Raw genomic sequence first — 19624 nt, forward strand, 5'->3', positions numbered from 1 at the left:
ATCGATCCACCCAATCACACCATGTTAGACAATCAACCAATGGCATTTTTCTGGTCTAGTTGGGACATCCAGTGTCCCAGGGATGCCCCCGCTCTAGCGCTCTTCCGATATTAAACGACTTCAGATGCCTGCTCCCTCAAGCGCTGCGACTCGGCCGGAAAGCTCCACAATCGTAGCAGCCAGCTTGCTCCGCTCACGCCGCATCAGGGCGCACTCAAGGGCATATAGCTCGTCATAAGTCACGAAGTATCGGTACCCAGCCTCTACTGCGGGACGGATCAGCACATCCTCATACACCGCATCCTGAATCACAATTTCCTTGCCGAGATCATCAATGCCAAGGACCTCTGGCTGTATCAGCTTGCGCTCATACTGCGCGGGCTCTGCATCCCATTCGTGGTATTGGATAACGCCGTATTGGCGCCAGTCCAGTCCATGAGCATCGAAAGCGGCCACTAGTTCTTGGGCGATGACGCCGAATCGCCATTGGGCTGTTGCGCCAACAGAGTAAATGTCATCAAGCATCGTGTACTGACGGTAGACCACATCCTCGATCACATCGAGCACCGCGTCATCCAAGCCGCCCTCGCGCAAAATCTTGTACCGCAGGTCAGACGTGACGATCGGCGCGTTGACCAGGTAGATGTTGTTCGTCCTGAATGCCGCAGAGCCGAAGTTGTAGCTGGCGTCCGTGATGAATCGGGCGTTCTGGTAGAACGTGCAATATGTGTCGTTCACAGCGAATTTGGTGGCCCCGTCCTGCATGAGGCGCAAGATCGAGCTGGGGCCACGGGACGTCAGCCACACATCGCCAGCATTGGCGTTCGAGGTAGTTGGGTACATCGTGATGTTGGGGCTGGTGGCCGCGGTGCCGTCTCCGGCGAACAGCTGGGTATGGTGATCGCCGCCATCAATGGCGGTGTAGCGAATTCCTCCACGCTCGCTATTGTCGGAGCCCGTTCGGGTATCCCTGACGTTGAAGGTATATCCAAACGCGAACTCCATTGCAGGCCGGTACTCATTCGATCCCGGCAGGTGCACCGAAGCGCGCCAATTGTCCCCGTGCGGAATCGACACCTGGATCAGGTCGGCGATCTTTCCCGGATACTGCGCAACGGAATCCGCATAGGTGTACCGGCTGATAGCCGGGCTCTCCAGCGGGTTACCTTTTGGCGGGGTCAGGCAATAGATTTTCTTCTCGCGTCGCGTGATGGCACCCAGCGCATACGTGGTGCCACTGTTCCATGCCCCATGGGTGGGTGCCCGGTCAGTTGGGCGCCAGCGGTCCGGGTACTGGTCGGGCGGACTGTTCACGTTATTGGTGAACGTATTCACGTAGTTCGTGCCGTAGTACGAAACGACCTGAGCACCAGCTCGCCAGTAGTCAACGAAGGTGACGAAAATCTCATCCCCTCTGATAGTTATTCCTTCCGGCTCGAACGACAGGGCGTCGCCAAGAGTCGGATGCCCGTTGCGAAGCTGCGCGTTCGTGTACTCGGCAGCGGGCCCTTCGAACGCGATCTCACGCAGCTTTTCGCCGGTCAGCGAGTGCACGGTTACCACTCGCTTCCCGTACACCGGGGTCGATCCCCACAGGATGTAGATGTAGCGACCGTCGCAAGTTTCGCCCTGGTAGCCCGTCGTGGCATCGATATTCGCGGCAGAGAGGGTTCGGCTAGTGAAGATCGGCTCAGCATCCAGGGGGTTCAGCATAGACTCTACCTGGAGGCGGTCGTACACGAACAGAGTGCGGCCGCCCGCTGCCCCTGAATAATCGATGCCCACCAGAATCATGTACTTCCCGCACTGGGATACCTGTGCGCACCCCTTACCGAATCGCTCGTACCGGTGGCCAGACCCAGGGTTTCCCCACACCTGATAGTTGATGATGTCCGATGAGGTGTTGGCCGCCCCTTTCCATGGAAACTTTGACCAGCCCTTGCCGGTAGATACGGTGATGTCAGGGGCGCCAATAGGCGCTACATACGATGAGTACGCCCAGATCTGGCCGTTTTCATAGAGCACCGAAAGGTGCGCGTGCGATTGACGCATCTCCGGGGTGAACTCGGCGACCTCCTGCTGGGCACCGTCCTCCCTGAGCGGGATTCTTGAAGTTCGGCAGTACTCGTCAGGCCCCCAATCGGCCCCATCGCCCACGGACTGATTGATGAAGATCGACTCTTCACCAGTAACCGGATGCCTGAAGTAAGCCGTACCCTGTGGGGCGAACTGTGCGCCGGGATAGATCTCGGTGTCGCCCCAGCCGAAGCGCGGGGCCATCACCTTGCGTTGCACGTAATGGCAAGTGACCGGATCGGTATCAAGGCGGATCACCGAGCCGAACTTGCTGTGCAGAACTCCAGGGCCGGTGTAGTCCTGGATGTTGAGCTGCAGGGTGTCGACCACGTAGGTCCCTTCTGGGACATAGGCCCCCTTCCCTGCCAGCAGGAATGCCGTAGTGTCGTCTGTAACCCCGTTGCCCGTGGCCCCAAAGTCCTTCACCGACACCACATCGCGCATCTTGCTCTGGAAGGTACGGTAGATCGCACCGGTACCCGACTGGATGAACCATCCGAAGCCGCCAACTACTCCAGCGATGGCAGCATCGACATAGTCCCGCATGGTCCGGATGTTGACCGCATCTTGATCGGCCTGGCCATCGCCCAGGTTCTTGATCAGTCGACCCTTGGCGTCGTAGTAATTCTTGCCGATCGGCATCAGTAGGGCGCGGCGCAAGATGCCAAATGCCTGCTGGATCAGCATGGTCAGGCGGTCGAATACCGTTTCATGCGTCTCAGCTAGGAAGCGCCCCTGGTTGCGGAGGTCCGTTGGCTGGACCGCATCCATGACTCTGGAGATCGTCAGTGTGGCGCCGGGCGTAGCCAGCACGCCAGCAGCGTAGGCAGAGGTGAGGGTTCCTCCGCTTTGCGAGCCAGCGCCGGTCAGCGTGTACTGGGTGCCCAGCACCAGCGTTTCCGAGACGCCGCTCTGCCGGACCAGTACGGCCTCGATATCGGAGTTCTGCAGGAACCGGTACGGGATCGGGAACGCCGGGCCGCCGGAGACGTATTCGATAACGTTATCAATGGTCGAGACGGTCAATTTTCTGTGCTCCAGAAATGCGAAAACCCCGCATGTGCGGGGCTCTCTGTGGGGGATTTCGGCTGGGTTAGGTAAACTGCATTTACGTCTTCCTCATGGGGCTATGCATGGGGTGGAAACAAAAACCCCCGGCACGTTGCGAGCGTCCGGGGGTTTTGATTTGGGTTGAGGAGTACCCTATGAGCTATGTGCTCGAAGGTATTCAAGGGCATCTGCAAATCGCTGAGCTTTTTCCAGGCTGCGCATCCTGACTGCTCGCAATTCACTACCATCTGTAGCTCGAACAACCACTGCGAACTGACCGGATTTCATCTTGCGCTGAAACACGCCGATTTTGCCGATGGAGTTGAAGTAGATGCGCTGCCCAACTTCCCGGGTGGCAACAGTCGAGGTACCGAGACCGATAGCGCTGTTGCCGATAACATCCGCTGTCGCAACGGTCGTTCCTTTCGATACCAGACCCTGCGACAACCAGATGAACTTTTCAGTGACTACTACAGACTGAGGCTTGGTTTTGCTGAAGTCCTCATAGAAGACCTGCTCAACGGTTTCCATCGCCTGCTCTCTGGTCATTCCTAGCGGTGGCGCAGGACTGTAATCGATTGGCTTATGCCCACATCCTGCCAGCGCCATAATGGTGAGCCCCACAATCACGAGTAGCTTCATTATTCCCTTCCCTGCTATTGGTTGAATGGACGCTAGATTAGCGCGCAATTCCAAGCGGGTCTTGGTAACTCTGTGACGGCCTAACCAAGAACTCCTGGCCATTTTGCTGCCTGATGCGTTCCTCGGTGCGGCGTAGCGAGCCAGGATTCAAAGCCTCCTGAACCGAGAATAGGAATAGGTGGTCAAGCGCGATCCTGGTGTAGAACAGGTTCATGAATGGCGTGTTGTTCTGGGCCAGGCGCAGCGCCGACGCAGCGGTATCATCGCCCTCCTTTGCCCTGGCCCACAGGTTGATCAAGTCTGCTGCGGTGCCCAGGGCCGGGCCGGCTGCCGACTCCAGCGCCGTGTTGCCGAACCGATTGGCCTCGCCGAACAGGTAGTCGCCGAAGATGCCGAGGCCGCCGCCCTGAACCATGGCTGCAAGCCAGGTCTTGTAATCGTCTGGGTCGCGGGGCTCGCGCCCCTTGGTCACGTCCTTCGAAGCCATCGACAGGTAGCCGAAAGCCGTCGTCCACAGGATGAGCTGGGCCAAGGCCAAGCGCTCGCCATTGCCATTCCGCAGGGCCTGGATCAGGTCGCGGCCGCCACGGAAGCTGTTGCCCAGCGCCGTCGGCGTGTAGCCTCTGCCGTACAGTTCGCGGCCCAGGGTCTTCTGCATGTAGGCTGCCGGGAAGCTCTTGAACTGGGTGATGAAGCGCAGCAGGTCCCCCGGCACGGTTCCGGGCTGGGTGCCCTGGTTCATGATCGAGCGGGTGCGCGCGTCCGGCTCCAGCACGGCATAGGTCACACGGTCGTTGACGTAGGCACGCAGGCTTCGCTCAAGGTCCTGGCGCGTTTCACGGATCGCACCAGCGGATACCGGTCGGTTGTGCTCTGCCAGGTACTGGCCGATGCGTTCGTCGCTGATCGCAGCAATGCCGTCTGGTGTCATGTAGTCGCGGCCGTCAGCCATGCGCATGTCCATTTCGCGCAGCAGATCCCACTTTCCCGCATCCAGGTCGTACAGGCTCAAGGCGCGCTTGAAGTCGGCATTCAGCGAGCTCCAGGCTCTGCCTTTGTTCTGGGCCAGGTGGTGGGCCATCATCAGGCCGGCGCTGGCCTTGTTGGCGTCGGTCCACCAAGAAAGACCGTTGAGACGGAAGAACTGGCTCATGCCTCGCGACATCTTGCCGCCGATCGAGTCATCGGCCGAGAAGCGGCGCATGATCTCACCCCGCATCGAGTCGGCGTAGACGCCGTAGGCCGACAGGATCTGGCGCTGCTCGGCGCTACCCCTGCCCTTCAACAGGCCTGCGCCCATCTCAGCGAGGCTGCCCAGGAAGCTGCGCCCCTGGTACTTCATCTCGCTGGCCGCCACCGGCAGGTCGGTGAAGCTGGAGAGCAGCGCGCCGCCCAGCTTGGACAGCGACTGCCAGGCACGGACGTTCGCCGCCACGCGGGCCTGGGTGGCGTTGCCAGGGATTCGGGTCTGGCCGCTGACCTCCTTGAACCGGTTGTCGATCACGCCTCGGCGCGCCGTGTTGAAGTTGGCCAGGGCTGCCGGGTCACCGCTCTTGCGCACATCTTCCTTGATGATGTCCAGTGCCATGTTTAGGTTGGCCTCCGGGTTGGTGCCAAGGCGGCGCATCAAGGCGGTGTTCTGCCCGGACAGGTCCAGACCACGCAGCACTGCCTCGCGTAGGTTTCCGGTACCGAACAGCTGGTTGTATTCGTGCCAGGCCACACCATCGCGGAAGTGCAGGACGCGCTCCTGGCTCAGCTTCTTGGCCAAGTTGGCCGGGCCGCGAAAGCCGCTGGGCTTCACGTCTGTTTGCGACTTCAGGTGGTCGCCCGAGACCAGGCCGTCGTACACGCCCTTGAGGAACACCATTGGATCTCCCTCGCCCCGGAAGGTAGCCGGATCAAGACGCGGCATGATCTCCTGAGCCCACCTGTCGAACCCGGCCGCGCCGATCTTCTCGCTGTCGTGGCTCTGACGGGTGATGTAGCCAGGTATCTTGCCGATGCTGGCCCCGGCACGGTTGGCGTCGATGCGGGCGCCTTCCTGGTACTTCTGGATGAGCCTGGCGATCTCGACGACCTGCGGGTTGAGGTCTTTCGTGTCCAGCTCCTTGCCGATGCGCCACAGGGCGTCAGCAATGTCCTGGTCGGAATCGCCGCGTGCAAGCACGGCGGTCAAGTCGGCACGGTCCAGGTCGGCCAGCAGGCCGCCAATGTAGGCATCGCCCAAGGCTTTCTGCTCCGCGGCCACCGACAGCCGGGAGCCCTGCCGCGCCAGGTTGGTGCCTACCAGGAACGATTCGACGCCCAGGTCAGGGCGGTCCGCGAACTGGTCGCGGACAAAGGCCACCAAGCGGGCGCGGGCGCGCACGTTCAGCAGCGCATTGCGTTTCTCGATGATGGCGGCGTGCTCGGCTTGCTTGGCCAGTTCGTCGGCGGCGCGCAGGGCGGCCTGCTCGCTACTCAGCGCCCCCTCTCGGGCCAGGATCTCTTGGGTTCGCCCGCGCAGCAGTTGGAAGATCTCCTGAATCTCGCTCGACTCCATGTCGCCAGCTGCGGCACGAACCGCGTCAGCACATGGGCTGATACCCGATGGAAGTGCCATCACCCTCTCCCCAGTTCACAGATGGCCGCAGCCCGGTAGGCCTTGGCGTATTGCTCGGCTTTCGCTGCCTCGGCATCGGCTGCGGTCATTTCGTCCCGGCCCAGGGCCATGACCTGGGCGCGCTGGTCCTCTGGCAACTGATCCAGCACCTCGCGGGACAGCGCCTCATCCTCGGCCAGGGCTGCACGGGCTTCCTCCAGGTCGTCTGCGATCTGGGCCTGACCATCCATGCGCCGGCTCTCTGCCTGGCCCTCTGGATCAACGCGGCGGGCCTGCGGGCGCTTCAGGTACTCCAATGCACTGGCCGCCTTGGCCGGCTCTTCCAGTTCGAACAGCTTGGCCACGTCGATGTCGCGCCCGGTCATGGCTTGGGCCACAGCGGCGCGCAGGGCGTTATTGCGAATCGTCCAGTCGGCGCCCTCGGCGGTTTCGCGAGCGGTGCGAATGGCCGCGCCCAGCGGACGCTGCTGGTAGCCCTGCATGATCTGTCGGGCCCGGGCCTGGACCTGTGGCGCCAAGCGCTCCGGAATCTGCCCGCGCTCGATCAGGCCAAGGTCGCGCCGGTCAAGTTCGCCGGCGCGGTTGCGCTCGATCAGCGTGTCGATCTCGGCCGTGCGTGCGTGGAGCTGCTCGCGCTCGGCGGCGATCGAGTCGCGTGCGGCACGCTCAGCCTGCTTGCGGGTCATGCGCTGAGCCTGGAATGCCTTGGCGCGGTCGCGAAATGCTCCGTCCAGGTCCATGACCCGCTGAACCAGGCCAATGCGCTCGGCCTTGAGGTCTGCGATGTTGCCGATTCGCTCGCCGGTCAGGGCTGGGCGGATCTCGTCCAGGGCCTGCTGCTCTGCCGACCGATACAGGGCGGCTTGGTCAGCCTCCAGCTGTCGGACCATGCCGGCACGCAAGGCCACGTCGGGGTCCTCATCGAACAGGCGGCCCAGATCAATATCGCGAGGAAGATCCGCCCCGCGCACCGCTGTTCCCGCGTTCAGCGATGTCTCGGCCTGGGGTGTTTCGGTCGCTATCCGGCGGCGCAGCGCATCGGTCACCGCGCCACCCACGGAATGCAGTCCTCCCCCGAGCAGGCCGCCCAAGGCGATGTTGGCCAGGGAGTCGGACAACCCGTACTCCGTCTGGTCGGCCTGGGCAGCCAGCAGCGGCAACGGCTCCAGAATCGCGGCACCTACCGAACCCTCCAGCGCCCCTACCCCGCCACGCACCGCGGCACGTCCGAGAGGGGTTGCCGCGCCCGCCAGCAACCGCGCATAGCGCGCTTCGCCGATCACCGGCACGAAGGCCGATGCGATGTTGAGCGGGTCCAGCAGCGAAGCTGCCAGACTGCCGGCGATCTTCGTGGGGAGCGAGCCGCCGTTTGCCCGGACCATGATCTGCTGGCGCGCCAGCTGTTCGCGGTGACGCTCGATCAGGACATCGAGCGCTCCCTGTCGGATACCCTGGTCGGGGATCTTGATGTCGAGGCCAGCATCAGCCACCTGGTTGCGCGCCTGCTCGGCACTGATCAGTGGCGATTCAGGCTCCAGGCGGCCAGCATTGGGTGCCAGATAAGACTCGGGCCCCATGACCACGGCGCGCCCCTCTTGCTGCTGGGCAAGCTCTTCCAGGCGGAAGGCCGAGGTACTAGGGTTGGTCGAGAAGGCCTCGTCGAACGCTGCACCGAACACATCCCCGCTGTCGGCTGGGATATCGAGCAGCGTGCGCCGGTCAAGCGCCGGCGCGTCGCCTGCGTAGATGGTCAATTGTTGATCCCCAGGCCGCGCACGCGACCAATGCGTGAAGCGTTGCTTTCCCGCCGCGCAAGACCCTCGGCGGTCAGCTCATCCCAGGTGCGGGTGATCGGGCGGCCATCCCTGCCCAGGACCCGGTAGCCATTGAGCGTCAGCGACAAACCGGACTCATCATTGGTCGGAACCCACTGACCGCCAGATACCACCGCCTCGCGCAACTGCTCCAAGTTGGTCTCATCGGTTACGCCGATCAGCCCAGGCAATGCCATCAGGTCGGCGGCACCAATGCTCTCCAGGGCTGAGTCAGCGCCGCGCTTGATGGCGGCCGTGTTCAGCTCCTTCGGCACGCGGTATGTATCGAAGAAGTCGTACTTGTCGTTGACCATCCCGTCGACCACGCGCTGCGCGGCCTTCTGCGGATCCATGCCCTGGCGGACATAGGAGAGTGCCGCCTTGTTGGCAGCCTCGAACATGGTGTTGAAGGTGTTGATGCCGCCGGCCTGGCCTTGCAGCGACTGCGCGAAAGGCCCCATGGCGCTTTGCACTGCCTCTGTCACGCTAGATGCGACACCCTTGTCCAGGCCCTTTTTAAGGTCCGCCTCGCTCAAGTTGGCAACCGAAGCCATGCGCTCGGCAAGGTCCTTGGGCAAGGACGTGGCGATAACCTGGGCCTCGGGCGGCAGTTTCTTGCCGAGCTGCTGAGCGATCAGCGGGAAGTTCTTGCCCCACTGAGCCTGCTGCTGTTCGATCAACGTCGCGGCATTCTCCCCGCCAGCAACTTGCGCGTTGAAGCCGGCAGCGATCTGGTCTGCCGCTGCATCAGGAAGTAGCTTTGGCGACTGCACGCCCAGGCGCTGCTGTTCGGCCAGCGTAGCATCGGCATAGGCCTGGAAGGCTTCTGGCGTTCCGGCTTGCTGGGCCGCGGCGAATGCCTCGCGCACCGGTGCACTGTACTTGGCCACGTAGCCGGCAGGGTCTTCCTGCTGCTGTTTCATCAGCGCAGAGCCAACTGTGACGAGGTGTCGGTAAAGCTGCGCATCCTCCTTGAAGCCGGCCCCGACCGTTGTCGCACCGTCGACATACTGCTTTGCCTGGTCGCTGTGCAGCGCTTCTGCGTAGGCCGTGGCGTGCTCTGGCGTGTCGAACTTGCCCAGGTTGCGCCCGGTCTTGAGGTAGGTGTCGATCGCTTCCTGATCGCTCATGATCCGACCGTCATCGCTGACGGTGGGGATCAGGACCTCCTGACCATCGAAGTTCGCTGACATCGAGCGAACGGTGCTGATCGAGCCATCTTCATTCTTGACGCGCGGACGACTGTTCAGGTCGATGTTGCCCTGCTCCAGCATCCCCTGCGCGGGCTTGCCGTAGAAGGGCGACGGCTGCTGTGCCGAGGCTGGATTGAAACTGGCCAGAATCTCCTGGCGCTCGGCAGGGGTAGCTGTCGCGAACTCACGGATTGCTGGGGCCATGGCCTGGTACTTGGCAAACGACTCATAGGCCTGAGCGCCCTTTTCAGCACCCATAGCAGCCTCGAACTCGGCTTTGTTCGGCGGGTTGTCGAACTCATACCCCTGCAGGTAGGCGGCCTGAGCATCCTGCACGCGGGACTGGAGCTCAACCCGGGCGATGGCCTGGAGCTGGCGTGCTGCAATCTGGCGCTGCCTGGCCTCGGCCTCCTGGCGCCGGAAGGCCTGTTCGATGGTGCTACTCAAGCCGATCTGCGCCCTGGCATCCAACCCATCCTTGGATGCCTCGTAATACTGCTTGGCCTGCCCCGGGTTCGTCTCGGCCATACGGGTGATGGCGCCGGAAAGAATGCGGCTGCTGATCTGCGTCTGGGCCTGTTGGAGTTGCTCAGGAGACCAGCCATTGCGCTCGGCCTGCGACTGGACGATGGCCATAGCCTTCTGGCGCTGGCGGCCGATCTCGTTTGGGTCGGCGAAGTTAAGCGTGGCGGTGTCGACTGCGGTGCTGAGCGCAGCCTCGTCCGTGTCGTTCTGGTACTGCTGGATCTGGCCGTACTCGTACTGGTTCAGCTTCGAGTTGAGCGACTCGCGGCGCTGGGCCGCGATGACCTGGAAGCGCTTGCGCTGGGTGTCATTGGTCAATGACTCGAGCGTTGCCTGCACCTGTTGGTCATAAGCGTCCAGCGTCGTGTTGGTGACGTCCAGGGCGTTCTTGCCCTTGCGCGAGTAGACGCCCGTCTGCTGGTTGAACAGCGTGTCATTGGTCCACTTCGACAGGCTGGTGTCGGCGCCAACCACGGCGGTGGTGTCCGCCTCCTCGCGCTGCTTCACGGCAATGTCGACGGCGACATTGCCAATATCCTGCAGGCCCTGCTGCAGCGCGCTGTTGTCGACGAACTGCGGCGTGGCGCGGACCTGCGGCAATCCCTGCTGGGCGACCCGACGTTGCCAGGTTGGTACGGTAGCCATCGTCAGCCCCTCAGTGCGCCATATGCCCTGGCGCCTTGGGCGCCGGCGGTGAGCAGGGAGCCGAACATGCCGGCCTGGCCCGACCTTCGAGCATTGCTCGCGGCCATCCGGTTCTGCTGGGCCTGGGTTCGATAACCCCATGCCTCACGCACAGCATTGTTCTTGATGGTCAGGGCGTCCTGTTCGCCCAGGGCAGCCGTATCGTCCTGGACATCAGCAGCCGACCCGCTGTTGACGTCGATGCCGTTAGCAGCGAAACCAGCACGCTGGGCGCCGATCATGGCCCTGGTGTCGATTCGCGACTGATCAGCCTCGAACTCGCCGCGCTTGATGGCGTCGCTGGCGGCCGCGTCGGCAAAGGCGGCGTTCTGCAGGTTGGCCTCGGCGGTAGCAGCGCCCTGCTGCTGCGCCTGCTGGGCGCCGATCAACGCGGAGGCGCCCATGGCAATGAACGGGATAGCAGCTACTGCGCACATGCAGTGCCCTCCATCTGGAATGGGTAGAAGAGTTCGCCGTTGATGCCGTAGGGCACCGCCGGCAGGAATTGGAAGCCCAGCCACTTGAGCCAGCGGATGGCCAGGGTGTTGCGGACATCCACCAAGTTCAGCAGCACCTGGTGCCGGCTGCGCATGCCCTCGATGACCGGGGGGCACTCGGCAAGGAACTGACGGCGGTACTGGTTGATCCAGGTCGTGCTGGCCATCCAGGGCAGGCCATACACGGCGTCATGCGGGCTGTCACCGAAGATCGCCACAACCTTCCCGCCGACGACACAGGCCGCGCAATGCGAAGCGGTGGACACGGCATGGCGCACCTCGCGCTCTGGCGCCCAGCCGCGAATGGCTCGAAGCTCCACCAGGTCTGCCTCGCGCATGTCGGTCAGCAGGGCCTGAATGTGCTCCTCCAGCACGGGGACGAGTTCAGCCGCCAGCCTGGACATTGGTCATCACTCCCAGGATGGACAGCGGCAGAGGGTCAAGTTGGCGAATGAAGACGCGCCCAGAGTCGCCCCACGGGCTAGGAATCTTCATCGGCGCCCTACCAGTGAGCAGCTCGATCGGTTCGCCATAGTTCTCGGTTGATCGCTGCTTGTACTCGTACAGGCGCAGGTGGTCGGCGTCTGAACCGGCCCAGAAGCCGCGACTCTCTTCACAGAAGACAGTCAGTTCGTTGGTCCGCTTGCGGTTGCCCAGGAACGCCGGATTGTTCGGCAGCGCAACGTCCAGGGTCTCGAAGTCGGCCACGATGGGCAGGCCGGCGTGCACCACAAGGGATGGTCCATCGAGCTGGATCGCGCCACTGCTCACCACCTGCTGCGGCGCAACGTTGCCGTCGGCCAGGATGCTGACCGTCTTGCCCTCCAGGTGGTCAAGGCCGGAGATCATCGTGGCCGCCAACCCCCAGCGGGTGGCAGAGATTCCACGCAACGACGCCGGCACCACCGTCTGTGGCTCAACGGTGACCACCGTGGGCGACGTGTAAGCAAGGATCTTCACAGTCAGCAGATCCCCAATGCGACTGGGCGTGCCGCCGCCGTACAGGATCACGCTGCGCCCCACCATGCCCGCGTTGAACGTCGATGTACCGACGGTGAGCGTCAGCGGGTTCGGGTACTTCCAGTCGGTTCCGCCGGTGAGCACGGCAGTGCCAGACCGGCGGCCATCGTAGGTCAGCCCAGAGTCGACGAAGAACGCTCGGTCAAACCAATACTCGCCGGAACCGAAGCGGCGCAGTTCGCGGGACGCCAGGCGCTCCACGTAGCGCTTAGTCGCGCCATTGATGGTCCGGCGCGCGATGGCATAGACAGCATCCTCATCGCCTTCCGGTATCGAGACGATCGATTCGAACGCGCCGTCGGTGTCGTGGCGGTGCCAGCTGAACACCTCCTGGGCCGGCAGGTAGGTAAAGCCCAGCTTCACGCCATCGTTGCGCACGCACCACAACACGCTGTTGGGCACCTGGGCCAGGGCCATGGCCGTGATTTCGTAGCCACGCACAAGGTGGGACGACAGCACGGTGAGGTCCTGGCCCTGGAAGCCATCGCTGGTGTACGAATAGGCCAGGTCAGCCAGTTTCTGGCCTCGGGCCTGGACGTACAGTGCCGTGTTGCCGTAGACCGCTGGCGGGACCGGGCTTGAACCGATGTAGCTCTGGAAGATGGCACGCACGTTGGTGGGCTTGATCCCGGTCGCATCCCCGGAGATGGTTACTTCGGCGCCCGACGTCAGCACCAGCAGCTCCTTGAGCGGCACAAGGGAGCGAATCCGATTGACCTGGTTGGAGGCGATGGTCAGCTCGATCGCGTCGTCATCCTTGCGCGGCTGGGAGTAGCCGAAGTTGTTGAAGGCCCCTACCCGGCTCATCCAGATGGTCTGGGGCTTCGATTCGCTGGCGGCGAATACCAGGCGCTGCTGGTAGTAGCCCACCACCCCGGGGTTGTTTCCGTCGGCGAAGGGGTTCTGGTAGCTGGGCGGGGTGTCGTTCTTCTCGGCGGTGATGTTGAGGTCAGTGAACGCGGTGTTGGTGGCCATGCCGATGAAGCCGAAGACGCCGGAGCCGTTGTTCTCCTTGTACACGTTGTAGTGGTCTGCGCCGCTGACGCCGCTCCAACTGAGATTGGCACCAGACTTGTTGTCCCAGGCAGCCACGGTTGCCGGCGCCGAAGGCACGGATTCCTCTGCCGATTCCCCAGCAGCCACTGCCGTGACGACGTAGCGAAACGTGGTGGTATCGCCGCTGCCGCCTGTGAGCGGTGTCGCAGTCAGGCCCGTGGGAGCGGCGATGCTGGGCATGAAGCTGATGGTTGTCAGCGTCCAGTTGGTGGCGCCCAGGCGCTTCAGCTCGCGCGGCTCGTAGCTTGGGTGTGCAATGGTCAGCACGTCGGCGGACTGGGTGAAGCACAGTTCGAACAGGTGCTGCTCCTGGTATGGCGTGGCCACCTCATAGACCGAGGCGCCATCCAGCAACTGGCCGCCGTTGGTATAGAACCGAACGTAGAGATGCCCAAATTCAATGGCATAGGTCTGCTCGGTGCTGAACTGGAAGGGGATCAGCCTTGACTTGCGGCTGCTGATCTTGGTCTCGGCTAGGAAGCGGTAGCCGGAACGATTCCGGGCCCCGCCCTCCGGCATCACCATGAAGTTGCGGCAGGTCTTGAGCCCTGTGAAGTAGCGCGTCAGGTCCGCCCGCGCTTGAGTGGCCGGCGCCAGCTCACCGGCGCTGAATGAGGGCTGGAGGATATCCGTCATCAGTAGCGCCCCGTGATGAAGGACGATTCCGGCCACTGCTCCGCAGCGCCTTCGTTGAGCGCAGCGGCGGCGGCCCGGAGCACGTCACCCTGGTACTGCTGGTAGCAGCTCAGGGCCACGGATGTGTCCTTGGCCAGCGGAGCGGCGACCAGCGACGCCAGGTACCAGGACAGCGCCGAGACGAAGATCGGGTCGAACATCTCCGAGGACTCGATCTTGATCGTGTACTCCAGCGTGGCGGGCGAGATCGTGGTGCTGATCAGCCGCTGGCTGCTGCCGTTGATGATGCGGAACTTGATTTCGGGCGTTGCCGGCATGCACCGGTCATGCGGCAGAAAGCCCTGCGGGAATGCTGGCGGCAAGATGCGGCGGACGCGCATGCAGTCGTTCGGGACCGCATACGCATAGGGGAATTCGGGGTTTGGGTTCGTGGCGACCTCGGCCAGTTGCGCAAAGGCAGTGGCGAAGCCCCAGTCACAATCAGCACGCAGCACGAAATCCCGGGCATGCTCGTAGAACAGACTGCACTGCTCAGCTTCCAGGCTGGCTTCGGCCAGGTCGTCAATGCGCTGGCTATGTCCGATGTGGGACAGCGCCATGTTGCAGATTTCCACGACAGACGACATGAATGCGGCTCCAATAAAAAGGGCCCCGAAGGGCCCTTGAGGGTTGGTGCTTGTCAGGCGTCCGGCAGGCCTGGGTCGTCTTTCTCATCGCCGGCAGCGCCTTCGCCCGCCAGCGTGCCGCCCTGGCCGCCGGCGCCGGAATCGGCAGGCTTCACGTACGGAGCCCCGCCGGCAATCAGGCGGTCAGCTTCAGCCTGCGCCTCTTCCTTGTTGGCGCCGACGAAATCGCCGACCTTCTTGCCGCTGGCGTCGATGACGATGTGGCGACCACCACCGATGTGCTTGGCGGTGTAGGCTGGGGTCGTGCCGCCCTGGCCGCCGGTAGCGACAACTGCGCTCTTGACGACCTGCGCCACGCCAATGGGCTTTAGATTGGTGCCGGGGGAGTCGACCTCCAGCTCCACGACCGCACCCTTTTCGCAAAGCCGTCCGTTGATGAAAGAGCGCTCCAGCACTTCGTATTTAGCCATTGGTCTGCACTCCTGCGACAACGCCAGCGGTTACCTTGCCGGTAGTTGGTGCGTCGCCCGTGACGGTGTAGTTGAGTCGGAGATAACGCTCGCAGTCCTTCGGCACAACAATCACCGGTGCGATATAGCCCGGCTGGAGATCGGCCAGCGGAACCGTGACGGTGAACAGCGTCTTCGGTGAGCTGAATGCCGAGTTGTCATCGGTCTGAAAGGCAATCGCCAGGCTGGTCAGATTGTTGAAGGCTTCGGTCACTTGGATACACAGCGGGATATCGCCAGCCGCACCGACATCCTTGTTGTCGCCACGATCGATGATGTTGGTGGAAGCCGCCGTGGCAGTTACCGCCTGGGCATTGGAGAAGAGATTCTTCGCGTCGAAAAGCATGATGGCCTCCTTAAACCACGCGGGATTCGGTGTTGAGCAGGGCGTCGCAACGCTTGATCGGGATGCCCAGGAGTTCTGGGATCTTGCGGCCGGCGTATTCACCCAGGGTGAGGTTGACGTTCTTGGCGTTCATCGCCTGCTTGTGCAGGAAGGTCTGCATGGTGCGGTTGCAGTAGATGATGGTCTTGCCCTCGCCCTGCATCGGGTTCTGGATGCGGTAGTAGGCGTCGATCATCAGGTCGATCAAATCGGCGCCAGCCGATGCATCCTTGGTCAGCTGAGTGACGTCGATGTTGGCGACACGGGAGTTGGCGCGCCAGTCGCGGCAGGACATGCCGATGTCCCACTTGAAGTGGTCGCGGTAGACCTGGAGCTCGCCGCCGTTCTCGTCGCGCGCCGTGTCCTCGCCCAGGAAGCGATGCTGGAAACCGGCAACGCTGCCTTTCGGGTAAAGCAGGTGGGTGGCCAGCTCACCCCAGGTGATGAACCAGATCGAGGCGTTGGTCGACCCTGTACCGCCAGCGTCAACAACGTTCTCGCCAGAATCGGCAGACAAATCGTTGTAGCGCGGCGCCATACCCAAGAACGCTTGCGGCTCACTCGCGGTGTTGCCGTAGAACATGTAACGAGAAGCCTTGTTGTTGAAGCCTTGGAGCTTCGCGATGTTCTCGGACGCCCGGAAAGCGTCGGCATTGCCGCTCAAGTCAGCCAGAGCCTTATCGACCAGGCCGTAGTCCTCCATCATGCCGGTGGTGTCGATCACCGGGATGGTGGTCGATTTGCTCGGCTGGATACCCTGGTTGAACATGCGGAATGCCGGCTCCGGGATACCAGAGCGCATGGTGGTCTTGTGCTTGGAGCCGTCATTGCACTCCATGTATTCAGCGTCCATGAGGATGTCGTTCTGTTTTGCCATCAGCTCGACGATCTTCATGATCTTCTGGGTGTTGTCCTGCCGGCTGAATTTGTCGATCAGCGTCGGCATGGTCGAGGTGAGAATTGCCACTGGTTACTCCTTGGCCTTACCGGAAGGCGTCAACGATGGTGATTTCTTTTGCCGGACCCGTCCCAGAACGGGACAGTTGGCCCTCGGCCAACTGCTGGCCGATCCGGTGAAAGAGCCGAACAACTTCGGGGTGGGAGCCCATGCCGGTCTCGGCCAGGGCTTTGCTGAGCTCAGGGGTACCGAACTCGCCCAGGGCTCTCTGGGCGATGGCGACGTTGGCTTCGAACTTGGCGCCGCCGAACTCGGGGTCGGCCTGCAGCTCGCTCGCCCACTCGCCCAGTTGCTGCTGGCGGTGCTGCTGCATCTGCTGCTGGTAGGCCTGGATCATGCCCTGCTGGCGCTTGGCGTCCATGGCGACGAGCTTGTCGACCTGTTCCTGGGTGAAACCCAGCTCCTTGAACACGCCGGACCATTCGGCAGTGGCGGCTTCGTCGAGCTTGTAGCCCTCGGGCAGGTTCTCGAAGGCGTACTTCTCCGGCACCACGGGCTTGCCGGTCTGGTCGTCGGTCTTGTTCTGCTCGCCTTCCGCCTTGGCGGGATCAGCGCCCTGCTCGCCTGCTGGTGGGGTGCCAAGGATGGTGTCAGCTGCCGGGGCTGCGGCCTGCTGACCCTCGGCACCACCGGCAGGCGGAGCACCACCACCCGCATCGGCACCGTCGGCGCCGGCTTCGTTCATGAGGAAGTGGCCGAGACGGCCGTGGATGAAGAGGTTCATGCTTCACCCCCGGTCAGCTTGCTGCGCAGTTCGTAGCCCATCAGCGGCCACACCTTGGCCACGGCGTTTTCCCGGGCAATGCGCTTGCCGATCTCGGCGTCGAAGTTCTCAGGGCTGGCACAGGCGCTCTCACCGGTGACGGTAAATCCGTTGCGCAGCACCAGCACGCAGAAAGTGAGCAAATCCAGAGGGTGAGGCTGAGAACCTGCCACCTTGGCGCCGTCGGCGGCGGTGAAATACCACTCGCCCTGGATGTTCGCCTCGATGTCGGCCGGCCGAATGCGTGGCGCGTTGAGCCCCTTGGCCTGGATTTCTTGCTCGATTGTGTTGTCGCTCATGGTCATTCCTCTTTGCTGACCGTGGTGTTCTCCTGAACCATCACCGGGTACAGGTGCGGGCACAGGGCGTGGACTCGCTCCAGCAGGCGCAGGCCGTACTGGCGATTGCCCTCGTTGAAGGCCATCTGGGCGTTGTTCTGGTCGAAGACCGGGTGGAAGACGCGGGCAGCGGAGAGCTCTGCCCAGACCAGGCGGCGGCCTCGGGCGTCGCCCATCAGCCACTTGAAGTCCTGCTCGGCCTGCATTTGCTGCAGGCGCTCCTCTTCCTTCCGCTTGAGCAGGATCTCGTCGTTGTCATCCATTTAGGCCCCCAGCATCCGGCCCAGCGCGTTGTCTGGGGTGACCTCGGTTTCGGAAAGGAGCTTGGCGCCCTGGATGGTGCTGCCGATGGCCTGGGCCGCCTGCTGCATCTGGGCTTGCTGGTTGCGCTGCTGGCGGATCGCGTCGACCTCATCGTCGCCACGAACCACGGTGGGTACCGCGCCAATGGCGTCGGCGTACTCGTCGACCATCTGGTCGGCATTGAGCTTGTCTCGGACCTCGGGGAAGGCGCCAGACAGGTTGCCGGCAAAGGCGGCGAAGCGCTCCAGGCCGGTCACATTCAGCGACTTCTGGGCCTGGGCCAGGATCGAGACGTACTCGGCCTGGATCTCGGTCTGCATCAGCTCTTCGGGCGGCTCAGGCAGCAACGGCTCGCCCTCGATGATGCCCTGCCAGATCGGCAGCGACTGGCGCAGCATGATGTTGAAGGTGCGGTCGATCAGCGGGTCGAGCAGTTCGTCGTTGATGCGCTCGAGCACCGGGCCCAGCATCAGCATCTTTTCTTCCTTGCGCGCCGCGATCTCGGTGGCGGTGCGCACGGTGTCCAGCTGGCTGACCATCAGGAACAGATCGGCGAAGAACGCCTGGTTGATCCGGGCGGCGTGCTGCTGGATCTTGGCCTCGACCGGATTCAGCCATGCCGGATTCGGCTCGTAGATCGGCGTCATCTGGTTCTGGCCGCCGATCATCGGTACGTAGGTGACGCCGCCGGGGATGGTGCTACTCGGCATGCCCTTCAGCTCGGCCGGGGCCTGCAAAGGCGGGTTCGATCCGGTGTCGACCATGCGGGCCGCCCGGCGCTCCAACAGTTGCAGCGCCTTGTTGTCGCCCAGACTGACCTTGCCAGGACCATACCCGTAGGCGTCACCCGGAAGTAGATCCCAGCGCGGAACCATGGCCGGGAACTCGTGATACCCGCGATGTTCGAGCACCATGTCGCCTGGCGCGCCGCACTCCCAGACCAGAGACTTGAACGGCATGTTGCGGGCGCCACGCTTGTTCGGGTCGTGACTACGGTTCGGCTCAACCATCTGGACGCAGCTGATCAGCGTGTCGCCGTTGTTGCCCTCGAGCAGGCTCTTGGCTGTCGGGCTGAGCACATCCCTGCCGTACTTCTCGGCCAGTTGGTTGGCCGTCCACTTGAACTCCACGTAGATCGAGTCAACCCGGCCACTGGCTCCGTTGGCGACGTAGTACTCGCCGATGGTGAAGGCCTCGCAGCGAATCACCGTCACGGGGTCTTCATCAACCCAAATGCAGCCGGTACCGAAGGAACCCATCTCCAGGTAGCAGGTGGGCAACACCTGGTACAGGTTGGAGCGCAGGAACACATCCCGCATCCGCTGGGTGCACTCGTAGAACCAGGACTTGACCGGGCCGAACTCCATGATGGCCCTGGCCACCGGCTTCAGGTTGAACCATGGGCGCGCCGGCGAAGTGATGCCGCTGACCATGCCAGACGCCTGGGTCCGGTTGGCCATGGTGGCCGTGTTGTTGATGATCTTGTTCGTGGTGCGATCACCACGGTTGGTGTCGTCACACAGCACGCGGGAGCGCAGGGGCTGGATGAAGTCCGACAGCTCGCGCCAGCCCGGCTCCCACGACGAACGCTCGTTCTTGAGCGAGGCAAGGCGCTTCTCGGCCTGCTTGCGTGGGCTCTCTGCGGTCATGGTCATTGCCCCAGCAAGGTCTTGCGAGCGGTCTGGGTGCCGGCCATCGAACCACCCAGGATGGTGCTGGACATGCCGGCAGCGGCCGCGCGGCGGCGCTTCTCGTCGTCGCGGGCCGCCTGGACATCAACGGCAACGTTGGTGGCCTGCTCGGTCGTTGGCGATCCCGATTGCAACACCATGTCGTTGCTGGTCATCAGGCCGTTCTCGTCGCCCAGCAGGTTGGGCAGGCCCAACTTGTCGAGGACTACGTCCCCGCCCCGCAAGGGGTCGATCTTCTTGATGGTGTCCACAA

At 62.9% G+C, this 19624-nt stretch carries 17 protein-coding genes; all 17 read right to left on the reverse strand.

Annotated features, from left to right (window positions below; genetic code table 11):
* Positions 1–120 precede the first annotated feature (120 nt).
* Complete coding sequence (locus ACDI39_RS04735; RefSeq protein WP_486537806.1) at positions 121–3102, reverse strand: tail fiber domain-containing protein; 2982 nt, start codon at positions 3100–3102, stop codon at positions 121–123.
* A gap of 177 nt (positions 3103–3279) precedes the next feature.
* Positions 3280–3768, reverse strand: a complete 489-nt coding sequence (locus ACDI39_RS04740; protein WP_486537808.1) for a hypothetical protein — start codon at positions 3766–3768, stop codon at positions 3280–3282.
* Between the two features lie 37 nt (positions 3769–3805).
* Complete coding sequence (locus ACDI39_RS04745; RefSeq protein WP_486537810.1) at positions 3806–6373, reverse strand: hypothetical protein; 2568 nt, start codon at positions 6371–6373, stop codon at positions 3806–3808.
* Entirely contained in the window at positions 6373–8127 is a 1755-nt protein-coding gene (locus tag ACDI39_RS04750) for a hypothetical protein (protein WP_486537812.1), read from the reverse strand. Before ACDI39_RS04750 ends, ACDI39_RS04745 begins: the two co-directional genes overlap by 1 nt.
* Entirely contained in the window at positions 8124–10550 is a 2427-nt protein-coding gene (locus ACDI39_RS04755) for a hypothetical protein (RefSeq protein WP_486537814.1), read from the reverse strand. Before ACDI39_RS04755 ends, ACDI39_RS04750 begins: the two co-directional genes overlap by 4 nt.
* A gap of 2 nt (positions 10551–10552) precedes the next feature.
* Positions 10553–11026, reverse strand: coding sequence for a virion core protein, T7 gp14 family (locus ACDI39_RS04760; RefSeq protein ID WP_368816394.1), 474 nt, complete (start codon positions 11024–11026; stop codon positions 10553–10555).
* Positions 11014–11490, reverse strand: a complete 477-nt coding sequence (locus ACDI39_RS04765; RefSeq protein WP_486537816.1) for a hypothetical protein — start codon at positions 11488–11490, stop codon at positions 11014–11016. Before ACDI39_RS04765 ends, ACDI39_RS04760 begins: the two co-directional genes overlap by 13 nt.
* Entirely contained in the window at positions 11471–13798 is a 2328-nt protein-coding gene (locus ACDI39_RS04770; protein ID WP_486537818.1) for a phage tail protein, read from the reverse strand. Before ACDI39_RS04770 ends, ACDI39_RS04765 begins: the two co-directional genes overlap by 20 nt.
* Entirely contained in the window at positions 13798–14424 is a 627-nt protein-coding gene (locus tag ACDI39_RS04775; RefSeq protein ID WP_486537820.1) for a phage connector family protein, read from the reverse strand. Before ACDI39_RS04775 ends, ACDI39_RS04770 begins: the two co-directional genes overlap by 1 nt.
* A gap of 53 nt (positions 14425–14477) precedes the next feature.
* Entirely contained in the window at positions 14478–14894 is a 417-nt protein-coding gene (locus ACDI39_RS04780) for a hypothetical protein (RefSeq protein ID WP_486537822.1), read from the reverse strand.
* On the reverse strand, positions 14887–15279 hold the full coding sequence (locus ACDI39_RS04785) for a Bbp16 family capsid cement protein (RefSeq protein ID WP_253079988.1): 393 nt from the start codon (positions 15277–15279) through the stop codon (positions 14887–14889). The genes ACDI39_RS04780 and ACDI39_RS04785 overlap by 8 nt, the downstream gene beginning before the upstream one ends.
* 10 nt (positions 15280–15289) lie before the next feature.
* Positions 15290–16285 (reverse strand): major capsid protein, encoded by a 996-nt coding sequence (locus ACDI39_RS04790; RefSeq protein ID WP_486537824.1) that lies wholly within the window; start codon positions 16283–16285, stop codon positions 15290–15292.
* 16 nt (positions 16286–16301) lie between these two features.
* Entirely contained in the window at positions 16302–17000 is a 699-nt protein-coding gene (locus ACDI39_RS04795; RefSeq protein WP_486537826.1) for a hypothetical protein, read from the reverse strand.
* Positions 16997–17338, reverse strand: coding sequence for a Gp49 family protein (locus ACDI39_RS04800; protein ID WP_486537828.1), 342 nt, complete (start codon positions 17336–17338; stop codon positions 16997–16999). Before ACDI39_RS04800 ends, ACDI39_RS04795 begins: the two co-directional genes overlap by 4 nt.
* Positions 17339–17340: 2 nt before the next feature.
* Positions 17341–17640, reverse strand: coding sequence for a Bbp19 family protein (locus tag ACDI39_RS04805; protein WP_486537830.1), 300 nt, complete (start codon positions 17638–17640; stop codon positions 17341–17343).
* Positions 17641–19329: a portal protein gene (locus ACDI39_RS04810; protein ID WP_486537832.1), complete on the reverse strand. Its 1689-nt coding sequence runs from the start codon at positions 19327–19329 to the stop codon at positions 17641–17643.
* A gap of 2 nt (positions 19330–19331) precedes the next feature.
* A complete protein-coding gene (locus ACDI39_RS04815; RefSeq protein WP_486537834.1) occupies positions 19332–19622 on the reverse strand; it encodes a hypothetical protein in 291 nt (96 codons plus the stop codon).
* Positions 19623–19624: the final 2 nt, after the last annotated feature.

Source organism: Pseudomonas sp. Tun-23181 (genome assembly GCF_057415455.1).